This is a genomic window from Bradyrhizobium sp. STM 3566, from assembly GCF_045571445.1.
Taxonomy (GTDB): Bacteria; Pseudomonadota; Alphaproteobacteria; order Rhizobiales; family Xanthobacteraceae; genus Bradyrhizobium; species Bradyrhizobium vignae.
The window spans coordinates 7,197,452-7,218,836 of the sequence record NZ_CP120692.1 but is presented as its reverse complement, the minus strand read 5'-3'; the positions used below and the strand labels follow the sequence as shown (position 1 = coordinate 7,218,836).

Below are 21,385 nucleotides of genomic sequence, written 5' to 3'. Positions count from 1 at the left end.
GCTCATGGGCGGACGCCCCGTAATTCGTAAACGCCTGAAAAAAGAACGATATTCTCTAGCGGCGATGATAGCGCCGGGCTAGCGGAATGCAAATTTCGAGCCGGAGGGTAACCTTACCCGATGTGGCCGCGGCTATTGGTCATCCTATCACCAGTTAGCCACAGTTGGCGATTTTCCGGTTCCACCCGGCTGCATTCCGCCGTGGGAGATGTCATAAATCACGCGTCCCGGCGATTTGACCGGTCCAAGAAGAAGTCGCGCTGAACGCTCCAATTCTTCTCGTCACGTCAATGAGGGCGTCAGCTTGTCGTTTCCAACCATGTTATCGGCGATTCCGGTTGAAGCGCTCATTGGCTGGATGTTGCTGCTCACCTTCAAGCACATCATTGCCGATTTCGTTCTCCAAACCGCCTGGATGGCGCACGGCAAGGACCAGAAGCATGGCTGGGCCCTGCCGCTTCTGGTGCACTGCCTGGTCCACCTTGCCGTTGCGCTGCCCCTGATCGTGATCGTGGCGCCAAAATTCTGGTTCGTGGCCTTCATTGATTTCGCGATCCACATCACGATCGACCGCGCCAAGGGATTCGTCTCCGCCAATTTCGGCGTCGACCTCGCGCATCCCTGGTTCTGGACCCTGATCGGCGTCGACCAGGCGCTGCATCACCTGACCGGCTTCGGCCTCTCCATCTTCATGGCGGCGAACTGAGGGCTGCGCAGTCATTCCGGGGGCGGTCCGCAGGACCGAACGATGGAGCGCAATTGCGCTCCTGAGAGAATCTCGAGATTCCGGGTTCTCGCTTCGCGATCCCCGGAATGACGGCAATCAGCAAAGCCCCCCTCCTGATTCGCGGGTCACGCGAAACTACCCCGGACGACTGCCGCCCGGCGTGGTTAACCTTTCGTTAGAGAATTGCGCTGCATCTTCCGCACACGAGGGAGAACTGCAATGTTTTCAAGCCGCGACACCTTTGAAGGCGATTTCTGCCCGGTCCGCGACGAGCTCCTTGGCGAGATGTATCGCGCCAGCGAGAGCGGCCTGCCGAGGCTGGTTGAGAGTGTTTCCCCTGATGTTCGCGCCAGGCTGGCGCTGTTCTGCTACCGCCGCAGCCATCTGCACTCGCTGGCGGTCGCGATCGCAGCAAGCTGCAGCGAGCGCGACCTGATCGAGAACGGCGGCCGCGTCGGCTCGACGCTCTACACGCTGTCGCGCGAAGGCACGGCGAAATCCTCATCGTCGCTGTCGGGCGGGCGCAAGCCGATCACGCTGTCGACCAAACCGCTCTCGGTGCTCGCACCGCTCGATGACGAGCTCGACGACGAGATCAGCGAAGCCGTTCCGGCCTAAACGGCCTCTATCATCGGCAACCCGAACTTCCGCCGCGCCATCGCGCATTCGGCATCGCCCGGCATGCAGGTGCGGCACACGTCCGGCCGCACTTCATAGATGCCGCAGGCCGTCGCTTTTCCGATTTCCCCCTGCAAGGCCGCGCAGCGATCACCCTCGCAGCGCATGCCGGATTGGCGCGCGTTGACCAGCGCGTCGGGAATCGCGGCAAGCTCCTCGTCGCTCTCGATCGAGAAGCGCGGCCAGTTCTCCGAATAGCTGCAGCAGGCGCCGCAACCCTGGCAACAGCTCGACGGGTCGATCTCTTCCATCGTCCTCACGTATCCTTTGGCGGACCCCAGACCAGGCTCTGCCGCCATCTTGCGCGCAGCACGTCGCGCCGCTCCGGATATTTCTCGTCGAGATAGGTCGCCTCGACCACGCGATCGGTGCGGAAGCTGCGGAAGTCGCCGCGCAGCTCGCACCAGGCTGCCAGCAGCCGCACCGCTTCGAGATAGCCGACCGAAATCGGCCAGATCACGCGCTCGCTGGGGCGGCCTTGCTCGTCGCGATAGCGCAGCATGATCTTCTTGCCTTCGTGGATATGAGTGCGGGTGCGCGCCATGTCCAGGCGGTCCGGCTCCCTGTTCCAGCTCGGCCGCGCCCGGCTCGCCGGCTCCAGCACGAAGGGCCGCAGGCGCTCAGGCACGGTGTCGGCGATCTTGGCCATCAAGTCTTCGGCCGCGCGCGCCAGAGCGGAGTCGGCGTGGCCTGCGACCCATTGCGCACCCAGCACCGCCGCCTCGATCTCGTCGGGTGTCAGCATGAGCGGCGGGAGGTCAAAACCCTTTTCCAGGATGTAACCCATCCCGGCCTCGCCGCGGATCGGCACGCGCTGGCCGATCAGGGTTGCGATGTCGCGATAGATGGTGCGCTTCGAGGTCTCGAGCTCGGCTGCGATCGCGTCCGCCGTCAGCGGCTTACGCGTGCGCCTCAGCACCTGGATGATTTGAAACAGCCGGTCGGCGCGTCTCATGACAGGTCTCTTATCGCTGCTTTTTCTCGGTGGTCTTTCTCAGAAGGCGGCGTGCGGCTGCTGACAGAATGTTGGCAGCAGGTGAGTTCTATACCGGGGCAACACATCGACTGAAGAGGATTTGTCCATGATCATTTCAACCCATTCCGGCCCGGCCGGCCCGTTGTGGCGGAGCCAGCCTTTCCAGGTGCAGGCGTGGCAGGCTTGGGCATTCAGCCGCCTCGTTTCGCTCGATTTCACCATTGTCGACCTCCGCCTTGCGCTCGCGACCGCCGTGACGCGTTCGCTGGTTCATGCCGCGGATGCGCTGGTCCGCCATTTCATGGGGCTCGCCTGGCGAGGGGCCCGCTTTGCAGAAGATATCACGGCTGCTGCCACCATGGTGGCAGCAGCAGACCGCTAGGTTCCTTCTCGTTCGACAGGTTCAGGAGAGCTCGCATGATCACGCTTTACGGCTTTGGCGCTGGCTTCGGCCTGCCGGAAATCAGCCCCTTCGTCACCAAGACGGAGGTGCAGCTCAAGATGGCGGGGCTGCCATACCGGAAGGAGCGGGCAATGCCGCCGGCTTCGCCCAAGGGGCAGCTGCCTTTCATCGACGACGGCGGCGAGGCGGTGGCCGATTCCACCTTCATCCGCGCCCACATCGAGCGCCGCTACGGCTTCGATTTCGATGCCGGCCTCTCGTTGCAGGAGCGTGCGCAGGCTTGGGCGTTCGAGCGCATGATCGAGCATCACGTCTACTGGGCGCTGGTCGGCGCCCGCTGGGTGGATCCGGTCAACTTCGCCAAGGGCCCTGCGCATTTCTTCGACGGTGCGCCGGAGCACAGCCGCGAAAAACTCCGCGAGGACGCACAGTTCCGCGTCGCCGAGAACTATCTGCTCTCCGGCCTCGGCCGCCATGCGCCCGATGACGACGTCGATCTCGCCGTGCGCTCGCTGTTCGCGCTGTCGGTGCAGCTCGGCGACAAGGCGTATCTGATGGGCAACAAGCCCTGCGGCGTCGACGCCACCGCCTTCGGCGCACTCGCCGGGATCTTGACGCCATTCTTCGAATCTGGACTGCGGCAGCGGGCCGAGGGATTTCCAAACCTCACGGCGTATGTCGACCGCATGATGGACGATTACTATCCGGAGTTCGCCTGGACCCCGCTGCGGCAGGCGGCTTAGCGCTTGCAAGTCGGTTATTCGTGAAGCGCTGAACTCCCCACATCGTCATGGCCGGGACAAGCCCGGGCATGACGACCCAGGTGGCAATTTGATCCCGAAGAAAAACAAAAGAGCCGGCCCAATGGGCCGGCTCTCGTCGTCTCAAACTGTCGCTCTGCCTACTTCACCAGCGAGTACTTGCCGTTCTTCACCGTCAGCAGGATGCGCGAGCGCTCGTCGAGGCCGTAGCGGTCCTTTTCGGTGAAGTTGTAGACGCCTTGACTCGCTGCAAGCTCCTTCTCGGAAAGCAGTGCCTGGCGAATCGCTTCGCGGAATTCCGGCGTTCCGGGTTTTGCGGTTTTCAGCGCCGTGGGGATCACGCGCTTCAGGATCTCGAATGCATCGTAGGAATGGCCGGCGAACTGGCTGCGGCTGTTCGGACCGTACTTGGCTTCATAGGCCGAGTTGAGCGCGAGGCCCGGCTTCTTGGTGGCAGCTTCGTCCGGCTGATCTTCGGGGTCCATCACAGGGCCCGAGGCCATCAGCACGCCCTCGGCCGCTTTGCCGGCGATGCGGATGAAGTCCATGCTGGCCGCGCCATGGGTCTGGTAGATCAGGCCCTGATAGCCGCGCTCGCGCAGCTCGGTCTGCGGCAGCGCGGCGGCGGTGCCGGAGGCGCCGACCAGGATGGCGTCGGGATTGGCCGCGACGAGCTTTAGCACCTGTCCGGTCACCGAAGTGTCAGGACGGGCGAAGCGCTCCTCGTCGACGATGGTCATGCCCATCGGCACCGCCTGCGCCTTGAGGTCGTTGAACCAGAGGTCGCCGTAGGAGTCCGAATAGCCGATATAGCCGAGCGTCTTCACACCCTTGGCTTTCATGTGGTCGTACAGAACCTTGCCCACGATCGGAATCGGCTGCGGCATTGCCACCGACCACTTCATGCGCTCCGGCGTGATCGGGAAGGGTGCCAGACCAAAGTGCGGGATGCCGGCTTCGTTGGCGACGTTGGAGACCGCGATCGTCGGCGGCGTCAGCGCCGAGCCCATGATGATGTCGGCCTTGGATTCGGTCACGAAGCGCCGGGCGTTGGTGGTCGCGGTGGTGGGATCGCCGCCGTCGTCGAGCACGATCACCTTCAGCGGCACGCCGCCGATCTCCTTGGGCACGAATTCCAGCGCGTTGCGCTCGGGAATGCCAAGCGCCGCGCCCGGGCCGGTCGTGGTGGTGGTGATGCCGATGGTGATTTCGCTGGTCTGGGCCAGCGCAGGCAGTGCCGGCAGCGCCAGTGCGGCCGCGGTGATGGCAGCGGTCAAATAAAAGCGTTTCATCTATTCCTCCCTTGACGTCGTTCCTTGAAAGCAGAAATCGGGGGGCAATTCAGCCCCCTCTTTTGGTGATGCGGCGATTTAGCGTCCCGTGAATTTGGCGACCATCTCCGGCGGAAACGGTGCCGATTTCAGCTTGTCGGGGTTGGCAGGATCGCGGCCGACCAGGACGCGGGTCTCGAACCCCTCGATCGCCAGCGCCTCGTCCTTGTAGACGTCGTGCTTCACCTCGAAGCTCGAGCGCTTGATGCTCTCGATTCTGGTTTCGATGGTGATCCAGTCGCCATAGGTCGAGGGGATGTAGAACTTGGCCCGCGTGTCGACCATGGGAATGCCCACCAGGCCGTACTTGCGGACCAGGTCCTGCTTGGAGAAGCCGGCGACCTCGAACAGGGTCGAGGTCGAATCATCGAACATCGCGAAATAGCGCGGGTAATAGACGATGTTGGCAGGGTCGCAATCACCCCACTGGATCTGGACCTCGCGCCGGTTCACGAACATGGCGGTGCCTTACGTCACGAATTTACTTCGGCGCCATGCGCAGCGAGCCGTCGAGGCGCACCACTTCGCCGTTCAGATAGGCATTCTCGACCATGTGCAGGGCGAGTGCGGCGAACTCGTCGGCATTGCCGAGCCGGCGCGGGAAGGGGATCGCGGCAGCGAGCGAGTCCTGGGCTTCCTGCGGCAGGTTGGCGAGCAGCGGCGTCAGGAACAGGCCGGGCGCAATCGTCAGCACGCGAATGCCGAACTGCGCGAGCTCGCGCGCGATCGGCAGCGTCATGCCGACGATGCCGCCCTTGGACGCCGAATAGGCGGACTGGCCGATCTGGCCGTCATAGGCCGCCACGGAGGCGGTGTTGATGATGACGCCGCGCTCGCCGCTCGCCTGCGGCTCCAGCTTGGACATCTCGGCCGCGGCGAGGCGCAGCATGTTGAAGGTGCCGATCAGATTGACCTTGATCACCTTGTCGAAGTCTGAAAGCGCCATCGGACCGTCACGGCCAACGACGCGTTTTGCCACGCCGATGCCAGCGCAGTTGACCAGCACGCGCGCCGGGCCGTGGGCCTTCGTCGCCTGCGCGATCGCGGCTTCAGCGGACGCGGCATCGGAGACGTCGCAGGTCACGGGCACGCCCTCGACCTCGGCCGCAACCGTTTCGGCAAGCTTGGTATTGAGATCGCACACCGCGACCTTGGCGCCCTGCGCTGCCAGCTTTCGCGCGGTGGCCGCGCCAAGCCCTGATGCGCCGCCGGTGACGATGGCTGCCTGATCCTTCAACAACATGGCGTTCTCCTTTGGCGATGATTTCTCAGGGGACCGATATCACACGGTCCGACGGATTGGCAGCGTAGAGCTCGTCGATCAATGCGGTGCGATGTTCCAGCACGGCGCGCTGGTTGATCGAGCCCTTGTCGGTGACCTCGCCCTTGTCGATCGACAGCGGCGTGTCCATCAGGATCGCGCGCGTGATCCGGGTCGAGGAGCCCGTGGCCTGGCTGAGGAAAATGGTCAGGCGCTCGCGGAAAGCCTCGCGAACCAGCCGGTCGCGCGTCGCGACGACCAGATCGTCGGCCGGCAGCGTCGGGTTGATCAGGCGGCAGCCGTCGAGATCGAGCACGACCAGCGCGCAGATCTCGTCGCGGTTGATGCCGGCGATGACGACGTCGCGCACCAAGGGCGCGCAGGCCGCAACGAAGCGCGCGCGCAAGGGGCCGACGCTGACCCAGGTGCCGCTCGCCAGCTTGAAATCCTCGCTGACGCGTCCGTCGAAGTCGAAGCCGGCGTTGAGATCATTCGGGTCGGCGGGCTTGAGCGCGTCGCCCATCTTGTAAAATCCTTCCTCGTCGAAGGATTTTGCGGTGATGTCGGGCTGGCGCCAGTACCCCGGCATCACGTTCGGCCCCTTGGCGCGCACCTCAAGCTTGCCGTTGTTGGGCACCAGCTTGGCCTCGTTGCCCGACACCGGGAGTCCGACATGACCGGAGCGGCTGGTGCGCGGATTGACCGACATGAAGAACGGTGCTGTCTCGGTGGCGCCAAGGCCGGTCAGCATCGGCACGCGATAGCCCTTCTCCTTCACCGCGAGCTCGTCGAGACTGTTCCAGACGAACGGCGACAACGCGGCGCCCGAGAAGAACATCGCGTGCAGCCGGTCGAAGAACTTTGCGCGCAGCCCCTGGTCCTTGCGCAAATAGGGCAGCAGCGATTCGTAGCCCTTGGGCACGTTGAAATAGACCGTCGGCGAAATCTCCTGGAGATTGCGCACGGTCTCCTCGATGCCGCCGGGCACCGGTTTGCCGGCGTCCAGATACATCGAGCCGCCATTGTAGAGCGTCAGCCCGATATTGTGGTTGCCGCCAAAGGTGTGATTCCACGGCAGCCAATCGATGATGACGGGCGGCTCGTCCTTGAGGAAGGCGAGCGTTTCGCGCAGCATCACCTGATTGGCGCAGATCATGCGCTGCGTGTTGATGACGGCCTTGGGATTGCCCGTCGAGCCCGAGGTCAGCAGGAATTTTGCGATCGTGTCGGGGCCGATCCTGCTATGGACGTCGTCGAGGTCGCCGCGGATCGGCGCGGCCATGAGGTCGGCAAGCAGGGTGACGTCGCGGCCCGGCACGCTGCCGTAGGACGCGGCGATCTCGGTGCCGAGCGAGACGTTGGCGGCAAGCGCATCGGCGAACTTGTCGGCGTCCGCGGCGAAGACGAGGCCCGGCGTCAGCAGCTTCATCAGGTAAGATAGCTTGCCGTAATCCTTCGACACCAGCGAATAGGCCGGCGACACCGGGCAGAACGGAACGCCTGCGTACAAAGCGCCGAAAGCCAGCAGCGCGTGGTCGATCGAATTGCCGGAGAGGATCACGACCGGCCGCTCCGCCGACAGGCCGCGCTGGATCAACGCGGAGGCAATGTGCCGGCTCGCGGTGAGCAGCTCGGCATAGGTGATCTTGCGCCAGCCGCGGCCGCCTTCACGCTCGGCCATGAAGACGCGGTCCGGCGTGGTCGTGGCCCAGTGATGCAGGCGATCGGTGATGCGGACCGGATAGTCGCCGAGCGGCTGCTTGGGCCTGAGATAGATCGTGCCGTCTTCACGCCGCTCGATGTTGACGACGGGATCGCCGAACGAGATCGGCCGCAGCGGGAAAGTGCTCGCGCCGCGCTCCATGCTGGAAGAGGACGGCTGCGCGCTCATGACTTCGGCTTCACCTTTGCGGTCTTGTGCTCGAGGAATTCGCGGATCCTGCGCTTTGCCTCTTTATCGCTCTGCGCGACGGTCGCCATCAGCGACTCCATCAACAGGCCGGTCTGCGGATTGGCCTCGGCGATCATCGGCAACGCCTGGAGCACGGCGAAATTCGTCAACGGCGCGTTGGACGCAACCTTGGTCGCGAGCTCCAGCGCCTTGCCGAGCCCGTGGCCGGCCTCGGTCAGGTATTGCGCGAAGCCGTAGGACGCGCCTTCGGTCGCGCTATAGACGCGGCCCGTCAGCATCATGTCCATCATCCTGGCGACGCCAATCAGCCGCGGCAGCCGCACCGAGCCGCCGCCACCGACGAAGATGCCGCGCTGTCCCTCCGGCAGCGCGAAATAGGTCGAGGGCTCGGCGACGCGGATATGCGCTGCGCAGGCAAGCTCCAGCCCGCCGCCGATCACCGCGCCCCTGAGCGCCGCGATGACGGGCACGCGGCTGTACTGGATGCGGTCGAACACCCTATGCCACATCTGGGAATGGAGCAGGCCGCCCGTGGCGTCATGCTCGGTCAATTCGGACAGGTCGAGACCGCTGGAGAAATGGTCGCCGATGCCGTGGATGACGACCGCGCCGATGTCCTCGGGCAGGTTCGCGAAACACTCGCCGATTTCCAGGATGATGCCGTCATTGAGCGCATTGCGCTTGGCGGGCCGGTTCAGACCCACGGTCAGAACCCGGTCTGCCCGCTCGATCCGGAGTAGCCCGGAGGCGCCCGCGTTCGCGGTCTCGGCGTTTCCCTGTGTCATTTGCGTCCTTGTCAGAATAGTTATGTTGTATAACGAATTTTGGAGGAGTCAATATGGGACAGGGTTCCCTGCCCAAGAGGGCGAGGACAGTGGCGACGGCCGCGCCGCGTCTGTGGTCGCAACACCCCGTCGCTAGCCCATCGCCACTCCGTCGCCCTTGGCGCCGTGCTCGCGCTGGTCGAGCCACAGCGTGCCGAGTGCAAACGCCAGCCAGCCGAAATCGTAGGCAAAGCCCATGATGAGGACGATCCCGCCGGGAAGCGGTCCGACGGCGGCACGATCGACGAACTCCGCCAGGTTCGCGGCCGGCGTCGGATGGATGGCGATCTTGCCGTAATAGGCGACCGCCTGGATGACGAGGATCCAAACATAGTTGCGACGCAGCCGCCGTCCTGCGGCGCGGACGAATGAGATGTGGTGACGGGGTGCGGTGTAGTCGCGCGCGAGAATGGCCTGCCAGGTATCGTCGTGTGCTTCGCCCGTGAACATCGGGGCGTAGAAATTCTTCTCCAGCCAGCGCGCGCGAGCCCGCCAAACGTTGAAATAGCGATAGCGCCGCGCCTCCATGGCGAGGAACACGGCGACCAGCAGGCCGACGAGCACCATCGGCAGTGGCGATGCTCCCGGGGTCGAAAAAGTCGTCGACAGCGCGATCCCCATCGTGACGATCGCCCAGTTGGTCGTGTTGTCGAGCCGCGTTCGCCAGATGGTCGAGCGATAGACCTCGCCGCGGTAGAGGTGGGCAATAGCGCCCATTTCGGCAGGATCGAAGCGGTGCTGCGGGCTCGAGCCGCTGGAAGCCATGAGGGACATGGTGGCACTCCCCTGGTCTGCGCAACCTTGCGCCGGACCATCCTGAAACCAGCCGAGCCCTGGGTCAAAGGCGGATTGCGATCCGACTTTCACGTCGCGTCGGGCGCACGTCTGCCTTCTCGCGGTGCGTTTCACTCGTTGTGCCGGACAGCGCTCCCTCGAAATGCTTGGAGGCGCAGGGTAGCTAGCCGCCGGCTGGTACCCGCGCCCCCTGTGCGCAGTTGAGGTATTGCCACTACCGGTTGCAGGAAATTGAATGCCTGCGGGCCAACTTCGTTGGCCGTCCAAGGGACGCACGGACTCCCTCACATCACCTGATGCACGTCGATCACCACGCGGTCCGCATGGCGCGCGGCGGAGGCCACGAAGATGTGCTGCATCAGCCAGCGATACATCTCGTGACCCGTCTCGAATTTCGGTACGGTGCGGAAGTAGATCAGCTTCGGATCGACCGGCTCGCCGTGCTTCAGCTTCTGCAACAACTCGACCGGTCCGAAGCGCATGCCCTTGTTCTCTACATAGACGATTGCGCCATCGTCAGTCTCGAAGGCGTATTTCGCCTCCAGATCGATCAGCTCGTTGGGACGGATTGTCTGGAAGTCCGCGCCGAACGGCATCACCTTCCCGATGACGGTGCCCGTCACCTCGCCGCCGATGATCGGGATGATGCGACGAACGCCGATGCCGGTCTCGCCGGCGGTGATGACGTCGCCGATGCGCGCTGTGATGGTGAATACGTATTTGGTCTCGAGAGTGGGGGTCATCGATCACTCCAACTGTCATGTCAGAAGGCGCCGGCGTCTTCGCCTCTCCCCGCAAGCGGGGCGAGGGGGCTCACCGCCGTTGTGGCGACTGTCCAGCCTCAAAACGTCAATGCGCCATCATGCGCGTCGGCAGCCAGGTCGCCAGCAGCGGGAAGGCGATCAGGATCACGAGGCGCACGAGATCCGTCGCCACGAACGGGATCACGCCCTTGAAGATGGTGGAGAACGAGACGTCCTTCACCACGCTTTTGATGACGAAGACGTTCATGCCGACCGGCGGATGGATCAGGCCGAGCTCGACCGTCATCACGATGATGACGCCGAACCAGATCGGGTCGAAGCCGAGATGCATGATCACGGGGAAGATGATCGGCACGGTGAGGATGATCATCGCCATGGCGTCCATCAGGCAGCCGAGCACGAGATACATCACCATGATCAGCGCCAGCACGCCGTAGGGTCCGAGGCCGAGCCCAGTGAGGAATTCAGTGACCTTCTGCGGCGTCTGGGTCACCGTGAGGAAATAGCCGAAGATCAGCGCGCCGATCAGCACGGTGAACACCGCGGCCGCAGTGCGCGTCGCCTGCAGCAGCGAGGCCAGCACCTTTTCGCGGTCGAGCCGGCCGGTCAGCACGCCGATGATGAAGGCGCCGGTGGCGCCGACGCCGCCGGCTTCCGTCGGCGTGAAGCGCGGCAGGAACGGCAGGCCATAGAGGCCGCCGATGACGAAGACGAACAGCAGCACCGGCGCCCAGATCTCCTTCAACCCGGCAAAGCGCTCGCGCCATGGCGTCACCTTCCCCTTGGGCAGGAAGTCGGGCCTGAAATAGCCGATCAGGAAAATCGTGATCATGTACATGGTCATCGCCAAGAGGCCCGGGATGATGCCGGCGATGAACAGCTTTCCGATGTCCTGCTCGGTGATGATGCCGTAGACCGCAAGCACGGTGGAGGGCGGCAGCATCGCGCCCAGCGTGCCGCCTGCCGCGATCACGCCGGTGGCAAACGATTGCGGATAGCCGAAGCGGCGCATCTCCGGGTAGGCGACGGCGGAGAAGGTCGCGGCGGTCGCAACGGATGAGCCGCAGATCGCGGCAAAGCCGCCGCAGGCGCCGACCGTGGCAATGCCGAGCCCGCCGCGCAGATGTCCGACGAAACCGTTGGCGGCGCGGAACAGCTCGCGGCTCATGCCGGAATGGGAGACGAACGAGCCCATCAGCAGGAACATCGGAATGACGCCGAAGGTGTAGTCGGTCACGGTCCGCATCGAGGTCTGGCCGACCAGTTTCAGCGCCGGCGTCGCGCCGACCAGATAGGAGAAGCCGGAGACGCCGACGAGGCCCATGGCCATGCCGACGGGCACGCGCAGCAGCATCAGGAGAAATAAGGAAACGAAGCCGATAGCGGCGACGGCATCGGTGCTCATGGTTACTCCGTCGCCTTGATCTTGGGGTCGTGCATCTCTTCGGGGTGGAAGATCAGCCGGTAGGTGCGGATCGCGATCAGCAGCACGGCGGAGACGTCGCCGATCCAGGCGACCGCGAAGAACGGCCAGGTCGGCATGTGCATGTCGAAGGTCTGGACATTGTCGTTGTAGGTGCCGCGCACCTTGTCGAACAGCGTCCAGGTCTGCACGGTGACGACGAACAGCAGCACCAGTGTCGCGAACACGTCGATCCAGCGCTGGTAGCGCGGACCGACATTGCCCCAGACGAGGTCGACCGTGATGTGGGTTCCGCGATAGGAGGTCGCCGCGATGCCCCAGAAAATGAGGATGCCGAGCAGCATGCGGCCGATGTCGAAGCTGTCGGGGATCGAATAGTTCAGCGTGTTGCGCAACAGCACCGACAGGAAGATGTCGAGCGCGACGAGGCCGACGAAGCCGGCCGCGATCCATTCGATCGAGTCGATCACGCGATCCATCCAGGCGCGCTTCATGGGGTGGTCCTATCGAGTGGCGTCATTTTGGGCTCAGGTCTCGCTGCGCATTTCGCCTCTCCCCGAATTCGCGCGCAGCGCGAATTCCGGGTGAGGGGGACTCTCCGCGAGTCTATCTGTCAGCAACTTTGCGGAAGCAGCCCCTCACCCCAACCTTCTCCCCGTAAGAACGGGGAGATGGGGAGAGAGAGCCTGCCATCGCCTCACTCCGCGAGCGCGTTGTACTTTTTCAGCGAAGCCTTCAGATCCGCCAGCGCCGCGTCGGGATCGGCGCCGGCCTTCTTGGCGCCCTCGCCCCAGGTCTTGACCAGCGGTTCGGCGGCCTTCTTCCAGGCGGCGGTCTGCTCAGCCGTCAGCTTGTAGACCTCGTGGCCGGATTCCGCCTTCACCTTGTCGATGCCGGCATCCTCGAACTTGCCCCAGTGCTCGCCGACCGCGCCCGCCATCTCGATCGAGCAGTTCTTGTCGATCGCGGCCTTCTGCTTGTCGGACATCGCATTGTACTTGTCCTTGTTGATCACGAACACGAAGGTCGTGGTGTAGAGCGGCGCCTCCATGTCGTACTTCGTCACCTTGTCGATGCCGAACAGCACGAGGGAACCCCAGGGGAAGGTGACGCCGTCGGCGACGCCGCGCTCGATGATGTCGCGGACCTCGGGCGCCGAGGATTGCACGTTGGTGCCGCCGAGCGAGGTCACGAAGTTCGCCATGGTAGCGTGGGCGGGGCGGATCTTCATGCCCTTCACGTCCTCGGGGTTGACGATCTTCTTGGTGCGGGAATGGAACGAGGAGGGCGAATGGACGAAGGCGAGGCAGTATTTGACGTCCTTCATCTCCTTCTCGGCATATTTGCGATACCAGGCGTCCAGTCCCATCGAGCCGCCCTTGGCGTCCGAGATCAGGAACGGCAATTCCCCGGCGCCGATGATCGGGAAGCGGCCGGGCTGGTAGCCGGGATTGACGTAGGTGACGTCGGCGATGCCGTCGCGCGCCATGTCGTAATGGTCGAACGCCTTACCGAGCTGCTGGGCCGGAAACACCTTGCCGGTAATGGTCCCGCCGGAATCCTTGTTCACCGCGGCCACCCAGTCTTCCAGCGATTTCTGCAGCGGGTGCGACGCCGGCACCCAGTGCGAGACCTTCAGGTCGAAGGTCTTGTCCTGCGCGAGCGCTGGGCTCACGCTTGCTGCCAGCAGCAACGCCAGACAGGCTTTTTTCATCACGCGTCTCTCCCTGTTTTCGACGGCGGGCTTCGATGGCCCGGTCTCGTTAATTAACATGTTATCTAATCGCCCGGCACGTTCAAGCCGGAACTGACGCGCGCCTTGCCGCGCCATCTACGTCAGCCATGTTGCATGGGTTTGTCGCTGCTCGGACGACGAACGCTCCCCTTTTGCCAGACCGTTATATGATATAATTATCGTCTGCGGGCCTTCGCCACAAGCAGGCCGCGACGAAGCCTACAGCATCGGGAGGAGCAAGTATTGCGGACAAAAGTCGCAATCATCGGGGCCGGGCCGGCCGGATTGTTGCTTGGGCAACTTCTGCACACATACGGCATAGACAACGTCATCCTGGAGCGGCAGAGCCCGGACTATGTGCTCGGCCGCATTCGCGCAGGTCTCCTGGAAGAAGGAACCGTCGCACTGCTCGATCAGGTCGGCGCTGGGGCGCGGGCCCATGCCGAAGGCCTGGTGCATGAAGGCATCGAGCTCGCCTTTTCCGGCAGCCGTCACCGCATCGACATGAAGGGCGCGACCGGCAAGACGGTGATGATCTACGGCCAGACCGAGGTCACGCGCGACCTGATGAATGCGCGGAAGGCTGCGGGTCTCGTCTCGGTCTATGAGGCCAAGGACGTGCAGCCGCATGATTTCGACGGCAGTCACCCGCGCGTGACCTACGTCAAGGACGGCGTCACCCATACGCTCGATTGCGATTTCATCGCCGGCTGCGATGGCTTCCACGGCGTCAGCCGCGCCAGCGTGCCGTCTTCGGCCATCGAAGAATTCGAGCGGGTCTATCCGTTCGGCTGGCTCGGCATCCTCTCGGACACGCCGCCGGTCAGCCATGAGCTGATCTACTCCAACCACGCCCGCGGCTTTGCGCTGTGCACCATGCGCTCGACCAAACGCAGCCGCTACTATGTGCAGTGCGCGCTCGACGATCATGTCGATCAATGGCCGGACGACCGCTTCTGGGACGAATTGAGACGCCGGCTCGATCAGGAGGCGGCCGATAGCCTGGTCACGGGACCCTCGATCGAGAAGAGCATCGCGCCCTTGCGCAGCTTCGTCGCCGAGCCGATGCGCTTCGGCAAAATGTTCCTGTGTGGCGATGCCGCCCACATCGTGCCGCCGACCGGCGCAAAGGGATTGAATCTCGCCGCCAGCGACGCGCATTATCTGTCGAGCGCCTTGCGCGAGTTCTACGACGAGAAATCCAGCGCCGGCATCGACGCCTATTCCACCAAGGCGCTGGCCCGCGTCTGGAAAGCCGTGCGCTTCTCGTGGTGGATGACCTCGATGCTGCACAAATTCCCCGACACCGGCACCATCGGCGCCCGCATCCAGCTCGCCGAGCTCGACTATGTCACGCAGTCCAAGGCCGCGATGACTTCGCTGTCGGAGAACTACGTGGGACTGCCGTTTTGAGACGGTGCCCGCCCCACAATAGGTGTCATGTCCCGGCTTGATCGGGGCATCCAGTACGCCGCGGCCTCTCGGTGTCGACGCGCCGCCTCTGGAATACTGGATCACCCGCTTTCGCGGGTGATGACAGTCTTGAGATAGTTCTGTGCGTCAAGTTCAGCAAAATTGATCATGGGGTCCGGCCGAGCCATCCCCTCGGAGCCGCCGTCGCTCGCTTGCCCAAAAGCGCAGCGCTGGCGAGCGACGGCGGCGGAGAGGGGTGGCGTGCATCCCCTTGGTGGGCCTGAGCATCGTCAGGCCGCCTGGCGTAACGCCTCCTTCTTGTGTTCCTTGAGCAGGTCCATGTTGAGATAGCGATGATCCTCGAGCCAGGTCTCGTGACGCTCGACGGTCAAGGCGCGCACCAGCCGCAAGCAGCTCTCGGCATTGGGGAAGATCCGCACCACGTAGGTGCGCCGCCGGATCTCCTCGTTGAGTCTCTCCAGCATATTGGTCGACTTCATGTGTTTGCGGTGCGCCAGCGGCAGGCGGAAGTAGGTGAGCGTCTCCTCGATGTTCTCTTCCACCCAGCCGGTGAGCTTGGGGTACTTGCCGCCCCATTTGCCGAGCCAGGCGGCCAGATCGCGCCGGACCTCCGAGAGGTCGCGCCGGTCGTACATCCATCTGAGCTCCAGCAGGCAATCGTCATCGACCTTCCGAGGCACATAGTCGAGCGCGTTCCTGAGGAAGTGCACATAACAGCGCTGCCAGAACACGCCGGTGAGAACTTCGGGAATGGCCTTCTTCAAGCCCGGATGATCATCGGAAACGACGAACTCGACGCCATGCAGGCCGCGGGCCTTCAGGCCTTCCAAAAACTCCTTCCAGCTCGATCGGCTCTCCCGGTTGGCGAGATCAACCGCGAGCACCTGACGCCGGCCCTCCCAGTCGACCCCGATCGCGATCAGCACCGCCTGGCTCGCGATGATGCCATCGTCCCTGACGCGCTCGTAACGGGCGTCCAGGATCAGATAAGGGAACGGCTCCTTGAGCTTGCGCTCGCAGAACGCCTTCAGCGACGCATCCAGCCGCTTGTTGATCGCGCTGATCGCCGAGGCCGAGAAGGCATGGCCCACCAGCTCCTCGGTGACCTGCTTCACCTTCCGGGTCGAGACCCCTTGCACGTACATCTCGGCCAAGGCCGCCACCAGCGCCTTCTCCGAGCGCTGGTAGCGCTCGAACAGCTCGGTCGAGAACCGTCCCTGCCTGTCCTGCGGCACCTTCAGCTCGATCTTGCCGACCCGGGTGATCAGCGAGCGGGAATAGTAGCCGGAGCGATAGCCAAGCCGCCCCTCGCTGCGCTCCCCTTTCTCCGCACCCAGCGTCTCCGTCATCTCGGCTTCGAGAATGTCCTGCACCGCACCCTGGATCAGCGGCTTCAGGAACTCCTTGTCCGACCTCAACAACTCTTTGACTGCAGAGACATCCGTCCTAATCTTCGTCACGGTCATGGCGGGTCCAAGCTCCTCTACGAGCGGTGATCTTCGCAATCACCGGACTTACCATGACCGCTTCAGCCTCTCAGCTTTTGCAGAACCTCCCGCACACTACCGCTTGAGATTTTGCGACAGCGTCGCCCATTTCAAACACACGCGCAAATCCCGTTTAAAACTTTGTAGGCGGTGAAACCGTCATTCACATCGCGTTCAATGGCGGCAGCCAACGACACGCGAGACAGCCATGACCTCCACTGACATCCCCGCCGGCTTCGAGCCGCATTTCCGCAAGGCGCCGCTCACCGATCCCTGGGAGCCGCTCTATTCGAAGAAGACCGAGAAAGGCGTCACGGTGGGGCTGCGCCTGGCAATGCCGCACACCAACGCGCGCGGACTGATCCATGGTGGGCTGATCGCGGCGCTTGCAGACGCCGCCATGGGCTACAGCTGCGCCCACGCGACGAACTGGACGACGTCCTTCGTCACCATCTCGCTCTCGGTCGACTATGTCGGCGCGGCCGAGATCGGCCAGTGGCTCGCGGTCGAGGGCGACGCAATCAAGACCGGCAATACGATCTGCTTCGCGCAGTGCCTGATCAAGGCCGACGACGCCGTGATCGCGCGCGCCAGCGGCACGTTTCGCGTCGTGCCGAAGAAGGGGTAGCCGCGCTCTCGTGTCCCGACTCTGCGCCGCTGCGCGCTTGTCCGGGACACGCCTTACCCAAACCGCCACTCCGCCGTCTCCACCACGAGATCGATGAACGCGCGCACCTTGGCCGAGAGCAGGCGCGAGGTTGGATAGACGATGTGGATCGGCAGCGCCGGCTGTTCGTATTTCGCCAGCACGACCTTCAAGCGCCCGCGCTTCAGCCCCTCGGCCGCCTGATAGGCCAGCACCCGCGTCACGCCGCCGCCGGCCTCGGCATATTGCAGGGCGGCGTCGGCGCTGTTGCTGGTGAAGCGCGGCGACGGCGTCACCTCGATGTCGCGGCCGTCCTGCACGAAGTGCCAGCTGGCGGACGGGCCGAACTGGATGGTCTGATGTTCGCGCAGCGCCTCCGGCGTCTTCGGCTCGCCATGGCGCTTCAGATAGCTGGGCGCGGCCACCACGATCCGCCGCATCTCGCCGACCTGGCGCGCCACCAGCGAGGAATCGGCGAGATGGCCGATCCGCACCGCGGCATCGACGGCGTCTTCCACGAGATTGACCAGGTGATCGGAGAGCCTGAGCTCGGCGGCGACCTCAGGGTAGCGTTTGAGATAGGCGGTCATGACCGGCCCGACATGCAGCCGGCCGAAGCCGACCGGCGCCGACACAACCAATCGCCCAGTCGGCCGGTTGCGCTCCTGCCGCGCCGAGCCGTCGGCCTCCTCGACATCGGCGAGGATGCGCCGCGCGCGCTCCAGGTAGCGCGCGCCGACGTCGGTCAGCGTCACTTGGCGCGTGGTCCGCTGCAGCAGGCGGGCGCCGAGATGCTCCTCCAGCGCCGCGATCATCCGTGTCACCACCGACGGCGACAGGCGCAGCTTGCGTGCCGCCGGCGCAAAGCCGCGCAGATCGGCGACAGTGACGAAGACGTGCATGGCGTCGAGGCGGTCCATGGCATTATTGCATATGCCGCAATGATGAAGTGTCAAGCGGCTAGATTGTTCTAGTCGGCGGAAGCTCCATCTTGATCGACGAAGACGCAGAGATGCGCCGGAATTTTAGGAGAGGTTCCGATGACCACCGCAGCCCACACCTATGCCAGCGACGTCGCCTTCTCGCCGGCGGTGAAGGCGATCCAGGCCCGCAAGGGCTCGCGTGAGGCCTATGCGGATAGCGAGCAGCGTGGCTGGCGCACCGAGGTCGACGATAACCTCGCCGCGTTCCTGGCCGACGCCAACAGCTTCTACTTCGCCACCGCCTCAGCCGAGGGCCAGCCCTATATCCAGCACCGCGGCGGGCCCAAGGGCTTTCTCAAGGTGCTGGACAAGCAGACGCTGGCATTCGCCGACTATGCCGGCAACCGCCAGTTCATCACCCAGGGCAATCTCTCGGAGAATCCCAAGGCCTATATCTTCGTGATGGACTACGCCCATCGCCGCCGCGTGAAGATCTGGGGCGAGGCGCGCGTCGTCGAGGACGACGAAGCGTTGACCACGTCGCTGATGCCGAAGGGCTATCGCGCGCGGCCGGAGCAGGTCATCCTGTTCAAGATCGCCGCCTGGGACACCAACTGCCCGCAGCACATCCCGCAGAAGTTCGATGCCGCCGATGTCGCGGCGGCTTTGGCGGCAAGAGACCAGCGGATCGCGGAGCTTGAGGCGGAGGTCGCGGCGCTGAAGGGGGAGAAGGGGACGGGAGCGTCGTAACGCCGTGCTTACTTACCCTCCCCCTCCAGGGCCCCTCCAGGGGAGGGTAAGAGTCACAACACGCTCGTGCCCTCGTGCTGGAAGCCGAGATAGCTCGCCGCCACGCGCTCGTTCGCGGCGATGTCGCTGGCCTTGCCGCTGAGCACGAACTCGCCGAGCTCCATCACATAGGCCTGGTCCGCGATCTTCAGTGCGGCCTGGGCGTTCTGCTCGACCAGCAGCACGGAAACGCCGCTGGCGCGCAGCTCGGTGACGATGCGGAAGATGTCGGCGACGATGATCGGCGCGAGGCCGAGGCTCGGTTCATCCAGCATCAAGAGCTTCGGCTCGCCCATCAGCGCCCGGCCCATCGCGAGCATCTGCTGCTCGCCGCCGGACAAGGTGCCGGCGAGCTGCTTGCGGCGCTCCTTGAGCCGCGGAAACAGCGCATAGATCCGCTCGATCGAGGACCTCGCCCGGCTCCGCTCGATGCGGAAGGCGCCCAGCTCGAGATTGTCCTCGACATTCATGGTCACGAACAATTCGCGGTGCTCCGGGACGAGACCGAGGCCCATCGCGACGCGGTCCTCGATGTCGAGCCGGGCGAGATCCTGGCCGGCAAAGGTGACGCGGCCCTTCAGCGGCAGGATGCCCATGATGGCCGACAACAGCGTGGTCTTGCCGGCGCCATTGGCGCCGACGATGGTGACGATCTCGTTGGTGCCGACCTCGAGCGAGACCGAGCGCACGGCCTCGACCTTGCCATAGGCGACATGCGCATCGGTGACGGACAACAGCGCGCTCATGCCGCCACTCCGAGATAGGCCTTGATCACTTCGGGATTGGTCTTGATCGTGGCGGGCGTGCCCTCGGCGATCTTGGTGCCGAAATCGAGCACCACGATGCGGTCGGCGAGGTTCATCACAAAACCCATGTCGTGCTCGACCAGCAGCACGCTCATCCCGCCGTCACGCAAGTCACGAAGCAGCGTTGCGAGGCGCTGCTTCTCCATGTGGCGGAGGCCCGCGGCCGGCTCGTCGAGCAACAGCAGCATCGGATCGACACACAACGCGCGGGCGATCTCGACGATGCGCTGCTGGCCGAGCGAGAGGCTGCCGGCAAGCTGGTGCATCTGCTCGGCGAGGCCGACGCGCTCGATCTGGCGCGCGGCTTCCGCGAGCAGCTTGGCCTCATCAGCGCGGTCGAGCCGCAGCATCGAGGAGATCGGACCGGAATGGCCGCGCAGATGCGCGCCGATCGCGACGTTCTCCAGCACGGTCATGTCGGGGACCAGCTTGACGTGCTGGAAGGTCCTGCTGATGCCGAGCTTGACGATCTCCTGCGGCGGCGCGTTGTCAACCTTCCTGCCGAGCACCGAGATCGAGCCCGATGTCGCCGACAGCACGCCGGTGATCAGGTTGAACGTCGTGCTCTTGCCGGCGCCGTTCGGACCGATCAGCGCGACGATCTCGCGGGCCTGGACGTCGAAGGAGACGTTGTTGACCGCGACCACGCCGCCGAACTGTTTTCGCGCTTTCTCCACCTGAAGCAGGACGCCGGACTCGCCAACCGTGCGGGCGCGATGTTCCAGCTTCAGCGAGGTGTCAGGCTTCCTGCCACCCGTGCGCTCGGGCAGGAACGATATCAGCCAGGGCCACAGGCCGCCGGGCGCGAGCTGCAGCAGCGCCACCAGCATGATGCCGAACACGATGGTCTCGACCTGGCCGGAGCCGGGCAGGATCAGCGGCAGATAGCTTTGCAGCACCTCTTTCAGCACCACGACGATCGCCGCGCCGAGCACGCCGCCCCAGACATACCCGGCGCCGCCGACCACCGCGATGAAGAGATATTCGATGCCGGCCTGTGCGCCGAACGGCGTCGGGTTCACCGCGCGCTGAAGATGCGCGTAGAGCCACCCCGAAAGCCCCGCGAGCACCGCGGCATGGATGAACACCAGGAGCTTGGCCCGCGGCGTGTGCACGCCGAACGCCTCGGCCGCGACATGGCCGCGCCTGAGCGCGCGAATGGCGCGGCCGGTGCGGGAGTCCAGCAGGTTCATCGTCAGCAGCGCCGAGACGATCACCGCGACCCAGATCGCGTAGTAGATCGAGCCGGGCGAGAGCATCTTGAACGCACCGATCGACAGCGGCGGGATGGCCGAGATGCCGTCGTTTCTCCCTAAGAATTCCAGCTTGCTGAAGAGATAGAACAGGCCAAGCCCCCAGGCGAGCGTGCCGAGCGGCAGATAATGGCCGGAGAGGCGGACCGTGATCAACCCGAGCAGCACCGCCAGCGATCCGCTGACCACGAGCGACAGCGGCAGCGTCAGCCACGGCGACAGGCCGTAGGCCGTCGACAGCACCGCGGTGGTGTAGGCGCCGAAGCCGACGAAGGCGGCTTGCCCGAACGAGGTGAGGCCGCCGACGCCGGTCAGCAGCACGAGACCCATCGCGACCAGCGCCGCGAGACCGATATTGTCGAGCAGCACGATCCAGAACGGCGGCATGCCGGGGACGAACGGGATCGCCGCCATGAGAGCTGCAAAAACGAGAATGGGAAGCCGGCTCTGCATGCGC

At 64.3% G+C, this 21,385-nt stretch carries 23 protein-coding genes; 7 read left to right on the top strand and 16 right to left on the bottom strand.

Annotated features, from left to right (window positions below; all coding sequences use genetic code 11):
* Window positions 1-358: 358 nt before the first annotated feature.
* Window positions 359-706, top strand: a complete 348-nt coding sequence (locus P6U27_RS34270) for a DUF3307 domain-containing protein (protein ID WP_174221653.1) — start codon at window positions 359-361, stop codon at window positions 704-706.
* 240 nt (window positions 707-946) lie between these two features.
* Window positions 947-1,345: a hypothetical protein gene (locus P6U27_RS34265; protein ID WP_162500465.1), complete on the top strand. Its 399-nt coding sequence runs from the start codon at window positions 947-949 to the stop codon at window positions 1,343-1,345.
* On the opposite strand, the gene P6U27_RS34260 is transcribed toward P6U27_RS34265, so the two are convergent.
* The gene (locus tag P6U27_RS34260; protein ID WP_164936773.1) at window positions 1,342-1,656 is read right to left on the bottom strand and encodes a YkgJ family cysteine cluster protein; all 315 of its coding nucleotides are present in this window, start codon (window positions 1,654-1,656) and stop codon (window positions 1,342-1,344) included. The two genes, P6U27_RS34265 and P6U27_RS34260, sit on opposite strands and share 4 nt — an antisense overlap.
* 5 nt (window positions 1,657-1,661) lie before the next feature.
* On the bottom strand, window positions 1,662-2,360 hold the full coding sequence (locus tag P6U27_RS34255; protein ID WP_122405816.1) for a YafY family protein: 699 nt from the start codon (window positions 2,358-2,360) through the stop codon (window positions 1,662-1,664).
* Window positions 2,361-2,487: 127 nt separating this feature from the next.
* Between P6U27_RS34255 and P6U27_RS34250 the strand changes: the two genes are divergently transcribed.
* Together P6U27_RS34250 and P6U27_RS34245 are read left to right on the top strand one after the other, a co-directional pair.
* Complete coding sequence (locus P6U27_RS34250) at window positions 2,488-2,763, top strand: hypothetical protein (RefSeq protein WP_129142694.1); 276 nt, start codon at window positions 2,488-2,490, stop codon at window positions 2,761-2,763.
* A gap of 35 nt (window positions 2,764-2,798) precedes the next feature.
* The gene (locus P6U27_RS34245) at window positions 2,799-3,527 is read left to right on the top strand and encodes a glutathione S-transferase family protein (protein WP_129142693.1); all 729 of its coding nucleotides are present in this window, start codon (window positions 2,799-2,801) and stop codon (window positions 3,525-3,527) included.
* 158 nt (window positions 3,528-3,685) lie between these two features.
* Here P6U27_RS34245 and P6U27_RS34240 read toward each other — a convergent pair whose 3' ends face one another.
* The 10 genes from P6U27_RS34240 to P6U27_RS34195 form a co-directional block, all read right to left on the bottom strand.
* Complete coding sequence (locus tag P6U27_RS34240; RefSeq protein ID WP_122405813.1) at window positions 3,686-4,837, bottom strand: ABC transporter substrate-binding protein; 1,152 nt, start codon at window positions 4,835-4,837, stop codon at window positions 3,686-3,688.
* A 78-nt stretch (window positions 4,838-4,915) separates the two neighbouring features.
* On the bottom strand, window positions 4,916-5,335 hold the full coding sequence (locus P6U27_RS34235) for a thioesterase family protein (protein ID WP_129142692.1): 420 nt from the start codon (window positions 5,333-5,335) through the stop codon (window positions 4,916-4,918).
* A 22-nt stretch (window positions 5,336-5,357) separates the two neighbouring features.
* On the bottom strand, window positions 5,358-6,119 hold the full coding sequence (locus P6U27_RS34230) for an SDR family NAD(P)-dependent oxidoreductase (RefSeq protein WP_129142691.1): 762 nt from the start codon (window positions 6,117-6,119) through the stop codon (window positions 5,358-5,360).
* Window positions 6,120-6,144: 25 nt separating this feature from the next.
* Window positions 6,145-8,028, bottom strand: coding sequence for a feruloyl-CoA synthase (locus tag P6U27_RS34225; RefSeq protein ID WP_129142690.1), 1,884 nt, complete (start codon window positions 8,026-8,028; stop codon window positions 6,145-6,147).
* On the bottom strand, window positions 8,025-8,834 hold the full coding sequence (locus tag P6U27_RS34220) for a crotonase/enoyl-CoA hydratase family protein (protein WP_122405809.1): 810 nt from the start codon (window positions 8,832-8,834) through the stop codon (window positions 8,025-8,027). Before P6U27_RS34220 ends, P6U27_RS34225 begins: the two co-directional genes overlap by 4 nt.
* A 132-nt stretch (window positions 8,835-8,966) precedes the next feature.
* Window positions 8,967-9,647: a DUF2270 domain-containing protein gene (locus P6U27_RS34215; protein WP_122405808.1), complete on the bottom strand. Its 681-nt coding sequence runs from the start codon at window positions 9,645-9,647 to the stop codon at window positions 8,967-8,969.
* Window positions 9,648-9,952: 305 nt separating this feature from the next.
* Window positions 9,953-10,411, bottom strand: a complete 459-nt coding sequence (locus tag P6U27_RS34210) for a DUF3237 domain-containing protein (protein WP_129142689.1) — start codon at window positions 10,409-10,411, stop codon at window positions 9,953-9,955.
* 106 nt (window positions 10,412-10,517) lie between these two features.
* Entirely contained in the window at window positions 10,518-11,837 is a 1,320-nt protein-coding gene (locus P6U27_RS34205) for a TRAP transporter large permease (protein ID WP_129142688.1), read from the bottom strand.
* Between the two features lie 2 nt (window positions 11,838-11,839).
* Window positions 11,840-12,349 carry a TRAP transporter small permease gene (locus tag P6U27_RS34200; RefSeq protein ID WP_122405805.1) on the bottom strand — a complete coding sequence of 170 codons (510 nt, stop codon included), beginning with the start codon at window positions 12,347-12,349 and terminating at the stop codon, window positions 11,840-11,842.
* Between the two features lie 203 nt (window positions 12,350-12,552).
* Window positions 12,553-13,569, bottom strand: a complete 1,017-nt coding sequence (locus tag P6U27_RS34195) for a TRAP transporter substrate-binding protein (protein ID WP_129142687.1) — start codon at window positions 13,567-13,569, stop codon at window positions 12,553-12,555.
* A 264-nt stretch (window positions 13,570-13,833) separates the two neighbouring features.
* On the opposite strand from P6U27_RS34195, the gene pobA reads away from it, so the two are divergent.
* Entirely contained in the window at window positions 13,834-15,003 is a 1,170-nt protein-coding gene (gene pobA / locus P6U27_RS34190; RefSeq protein WP_129142686.1) for a 4-hydroxybenzoate 3-monooxygenase, read from the top strand.
* Between the two features lie 290 nt (window positions 15,004-15,293).
* Here pobA and P6U27_RS34185 read toward each other — a convergent pair whose 3' ends face one another.
* Window positions 15,294-16,490 (bottom strand): IS256 family transposase, encoded by a 1,197-nt coding sequence (locus P6U27_RS34185; RefSeq protein WP_129146477.1) that lies wholly within the window; start codon window positions 16,488-16,490, stop codon window positions 15,294-15,296.
* A gap of 229 nt (window positions 16,491-16,719) precedes the next feature.
* On the opposite strand from P6U27_RS34185, the gene P6U27_RS34180 reads away from it, so the two are divergent.
* Entirely contained in the window at window positions 16,720-17,139 is a 420-nt protein-coding gene (locus P6U27_RS34180; protein ID WP_122405802.1) for a PaaI family thioesterase, read from the top strand.
* A gap of 53 nt (window positions 17,140-17,192) precedes the next feature.
* Here P6U27_RS34180 and P6U27_RS34175 read toward each other — a convergent pair whose 3' ends face one another.
* The gene (locus P6U27_RS34175) at window positions 17,193-18,077 is read right to left on the bottom strand and encodes a LysR family transcriptional regulator (RefSeq protein ID WP_129142685.1); all 885 of its coding nucleotides are present in this window, start codon (window positions 18,075-18,077) and stop codon (window positions 17,193-17,195) included.
* 120 nt (window positions 18,078-18,197) lie between these two features.
* On the opposite strand from P6U27_RS34175, the gene P6U27_RS34170 reads away from it, so the two are divergent.
* Entirely contained in the window at window positions 18,198-18,830 is a 633-nt protein-coding gene (locus P6U27_RS34170; protein WP_129142684.1) for a pyridoxamine 5'-phosphate oxidase family protein, read from the top strand.
* A 53-nt stretch (window positions 18,831-18,883) separates the two neighbouring features.
* Here P6U27_RS34170 and P6U27_RS34165 read toward each other — a convergent pair whose 3' ends face one another.
* Complete coding sequence (locus P6U27_RS34165; RefSeq protein WP_129142683.1) at window positions 18,884-19,615, bottom strand: ABC transporter ATP-binding protein; 732 nt, start codon at window positions 19,613-19,615, stop codon at window positions 18,884-18,886.
* The gene (locus tag P6U27_RS34160) at window positions 19,612-21,381 is read right to left on the bottom strand and encodes an ABC transporter permease subunit (RefSeq protein ID WP_122405798.1); all 1,770 of its coding nucleotides are present in this window, start codon (window positions 21,379-21,381) and stop codon (window positions 19,612-19,614) included. Before P6U27_RS34160 ends, P6U27_RS34165 begins: the two co-directional genes overlap by 4 nt.
* Between the last annotated feature and the right edge of the window lie 4 nt (window positions 21,382-21,385).

Excerpts from the sequence above, each read along its gene's own strand:
- P6U27_RS34270 (WP_174221653.1), top strand. The coding sequence starts at position 359 with ATGTTGCTGCTCACCTTCAAGCACATCATTGCCGATTTCGTTCTCCAA.
- P6U27_RS34265 (WP_162500465.1), top strand. The coding sequence starts at position 947 with ATGTTTTCAAGCCGCGACACCTTTGAAGGCGATTTCTGCCCGGTCCGC.
- P6U27_RS34260 (WP_164936773.1), bottom strand. The coding sequence starts at position 1,656 with ATGGAAGAGATCGACCCGTCGAGCTGTTGCCAGGGTTGCGGCGCCTGC.
- P6U27_RS34255 (WP_122405816.1), bottom strand. The coding sequence starts at position 2,360 with ATGAGACGCGCCGACCGGCTGTTTCAAATCATCCAGGTGCTGAGGCGC.
- P6U27_RS34250 (WP_129142694.1), top strand. The coding sequence starts at position 2,488 with ATGATCATTTCAACCCATTCCGGCCCGGCCGGCCCGTTGTGGCGGAGC.
- P6U27_RS34245 (WP_129142693.1), top strand. The coding sequence starts at position 2,799 with ATGATCACGCTTTACGGCTTTGGCGCTGGCTTCGGCCTGCCGGAAATC.
- P6U27_RS34240 (WP_122405813.1), bottom strand. The coding sequence starts at position 4,837 with ATGAAACGCTTTTATTTGACCGCTGCCATCACCGCGGCCGCACTGGCG.
- P6U27_RS34235 (WP_129142692.1), bottom strand. The coding sequence starts at position 5,335 with ATGTTCGTGAACCGGCGCGAGGTCCAGATCCAGTGGGGTGATTGCGAC.
- P6U27_RS34230 (WP_129142691.1), bottom strand. The coding sequence starts at position 6,119 with ATGTTGTTGAAGGATCAGGCAGCCATCGTCACCGGCGGCGCATCAGGG.
- P6U27_RS34225 (WP_129142690.1), bottom strand. The coding sequence starts at position 8,028 with ATGAGCGCGCAGCCGTCCTCTTCCAGCATGGAGCGCGGCGCGAGCACT.
- P6U27_RS34220 (WP_122405809.1), bottom strand. The coding sequence starts at position 8,834 with ATGACACAGGGAAACGCCGAGACCGCGAACGCGGGCGCCTCCGGGCTA.
- P6U27_RS34215 (WP_122405808.1), bottom strand. The coding sequence starts at position 9,647 with ATGTCCCTCATGGCTTCCAGCGGCTCGAGCCCGCAGCACCGCTTCGAT.
- P6U27_RS34210 (WP_129142689.1), bottom strand. The coding sequence starts at position 10,411 with ATGACCCCCACTCTCGAGACCAAATACGTATTCACCATCACAGCGCGC.
- P6U27_RS34205 (WP_129142688.1), bottom strand. The coding sequence starts at position 11,837 with ATGAGCACCGATGCCGTCGCCGCTATCGGCTTCGTTTCCTTATTTCTC.
- P6U27_RS34200 (WP_122405805.1), bottom strand. The coding sequence starts at position 12,349 with ATGAAGCGCGCCTGGATGGATCGCGTGATCGACTCGATCGAATGGATC.
- P6U27_RS34195 (WP_129142687.1), bottom strand. The coding sequence starts at position 13,569 with ATGAAAAAAGCCTGTCTGGCGTTGCTGCTGGCAGCAAGCGTGAGCCCA.
- P6U27_RS34185 (WP_129146477.1), bottom strand. The coding sequence starts at position 16,490 with ATGACCGTGACGAAGATTAGGACGGATGTCTCTGCAGTCAAAGAGTTG.
- P6U27_RS34180 (WP_122405802.1), top strand. The coding sequence starts at position 16,720 with ATGACCTCCACTGACATCCCCGCCGGCTTCGAGCCGCATTTCCGCAAG.
- P6U27_RS34175 (WP_129142685.1), bottom strand. The coding sequence starts at position 18,077 with ATGGACCGCCTCGACGCCATGCACGTCTTCGTCACTGTCGCCGATCTG.
- P6U27_RS34170 (WP_129142684.1), top strand. The coding sequence starts at position 18,198 with ATGACCACCGCAGCCCACACCTATGCCAGCGACGTCGCCTTCTCGCCG.
- P6U27_RS34165 (WP_129142683.1), bottom strand. The coding sequence starts at position 19,615 with ATGAGCGCGCTGTTGTCCGTCACCGATGCGCATGTCGCCTATGGCAAG.
- P6U27_RS34160 (WP_122405798.1), bottom strand. The coding sequence starts at position 21,381 with ATGCAGAGCCGGCTTCCCATTCTCGTTTTTGCAGCTCTCATGGCGGCG.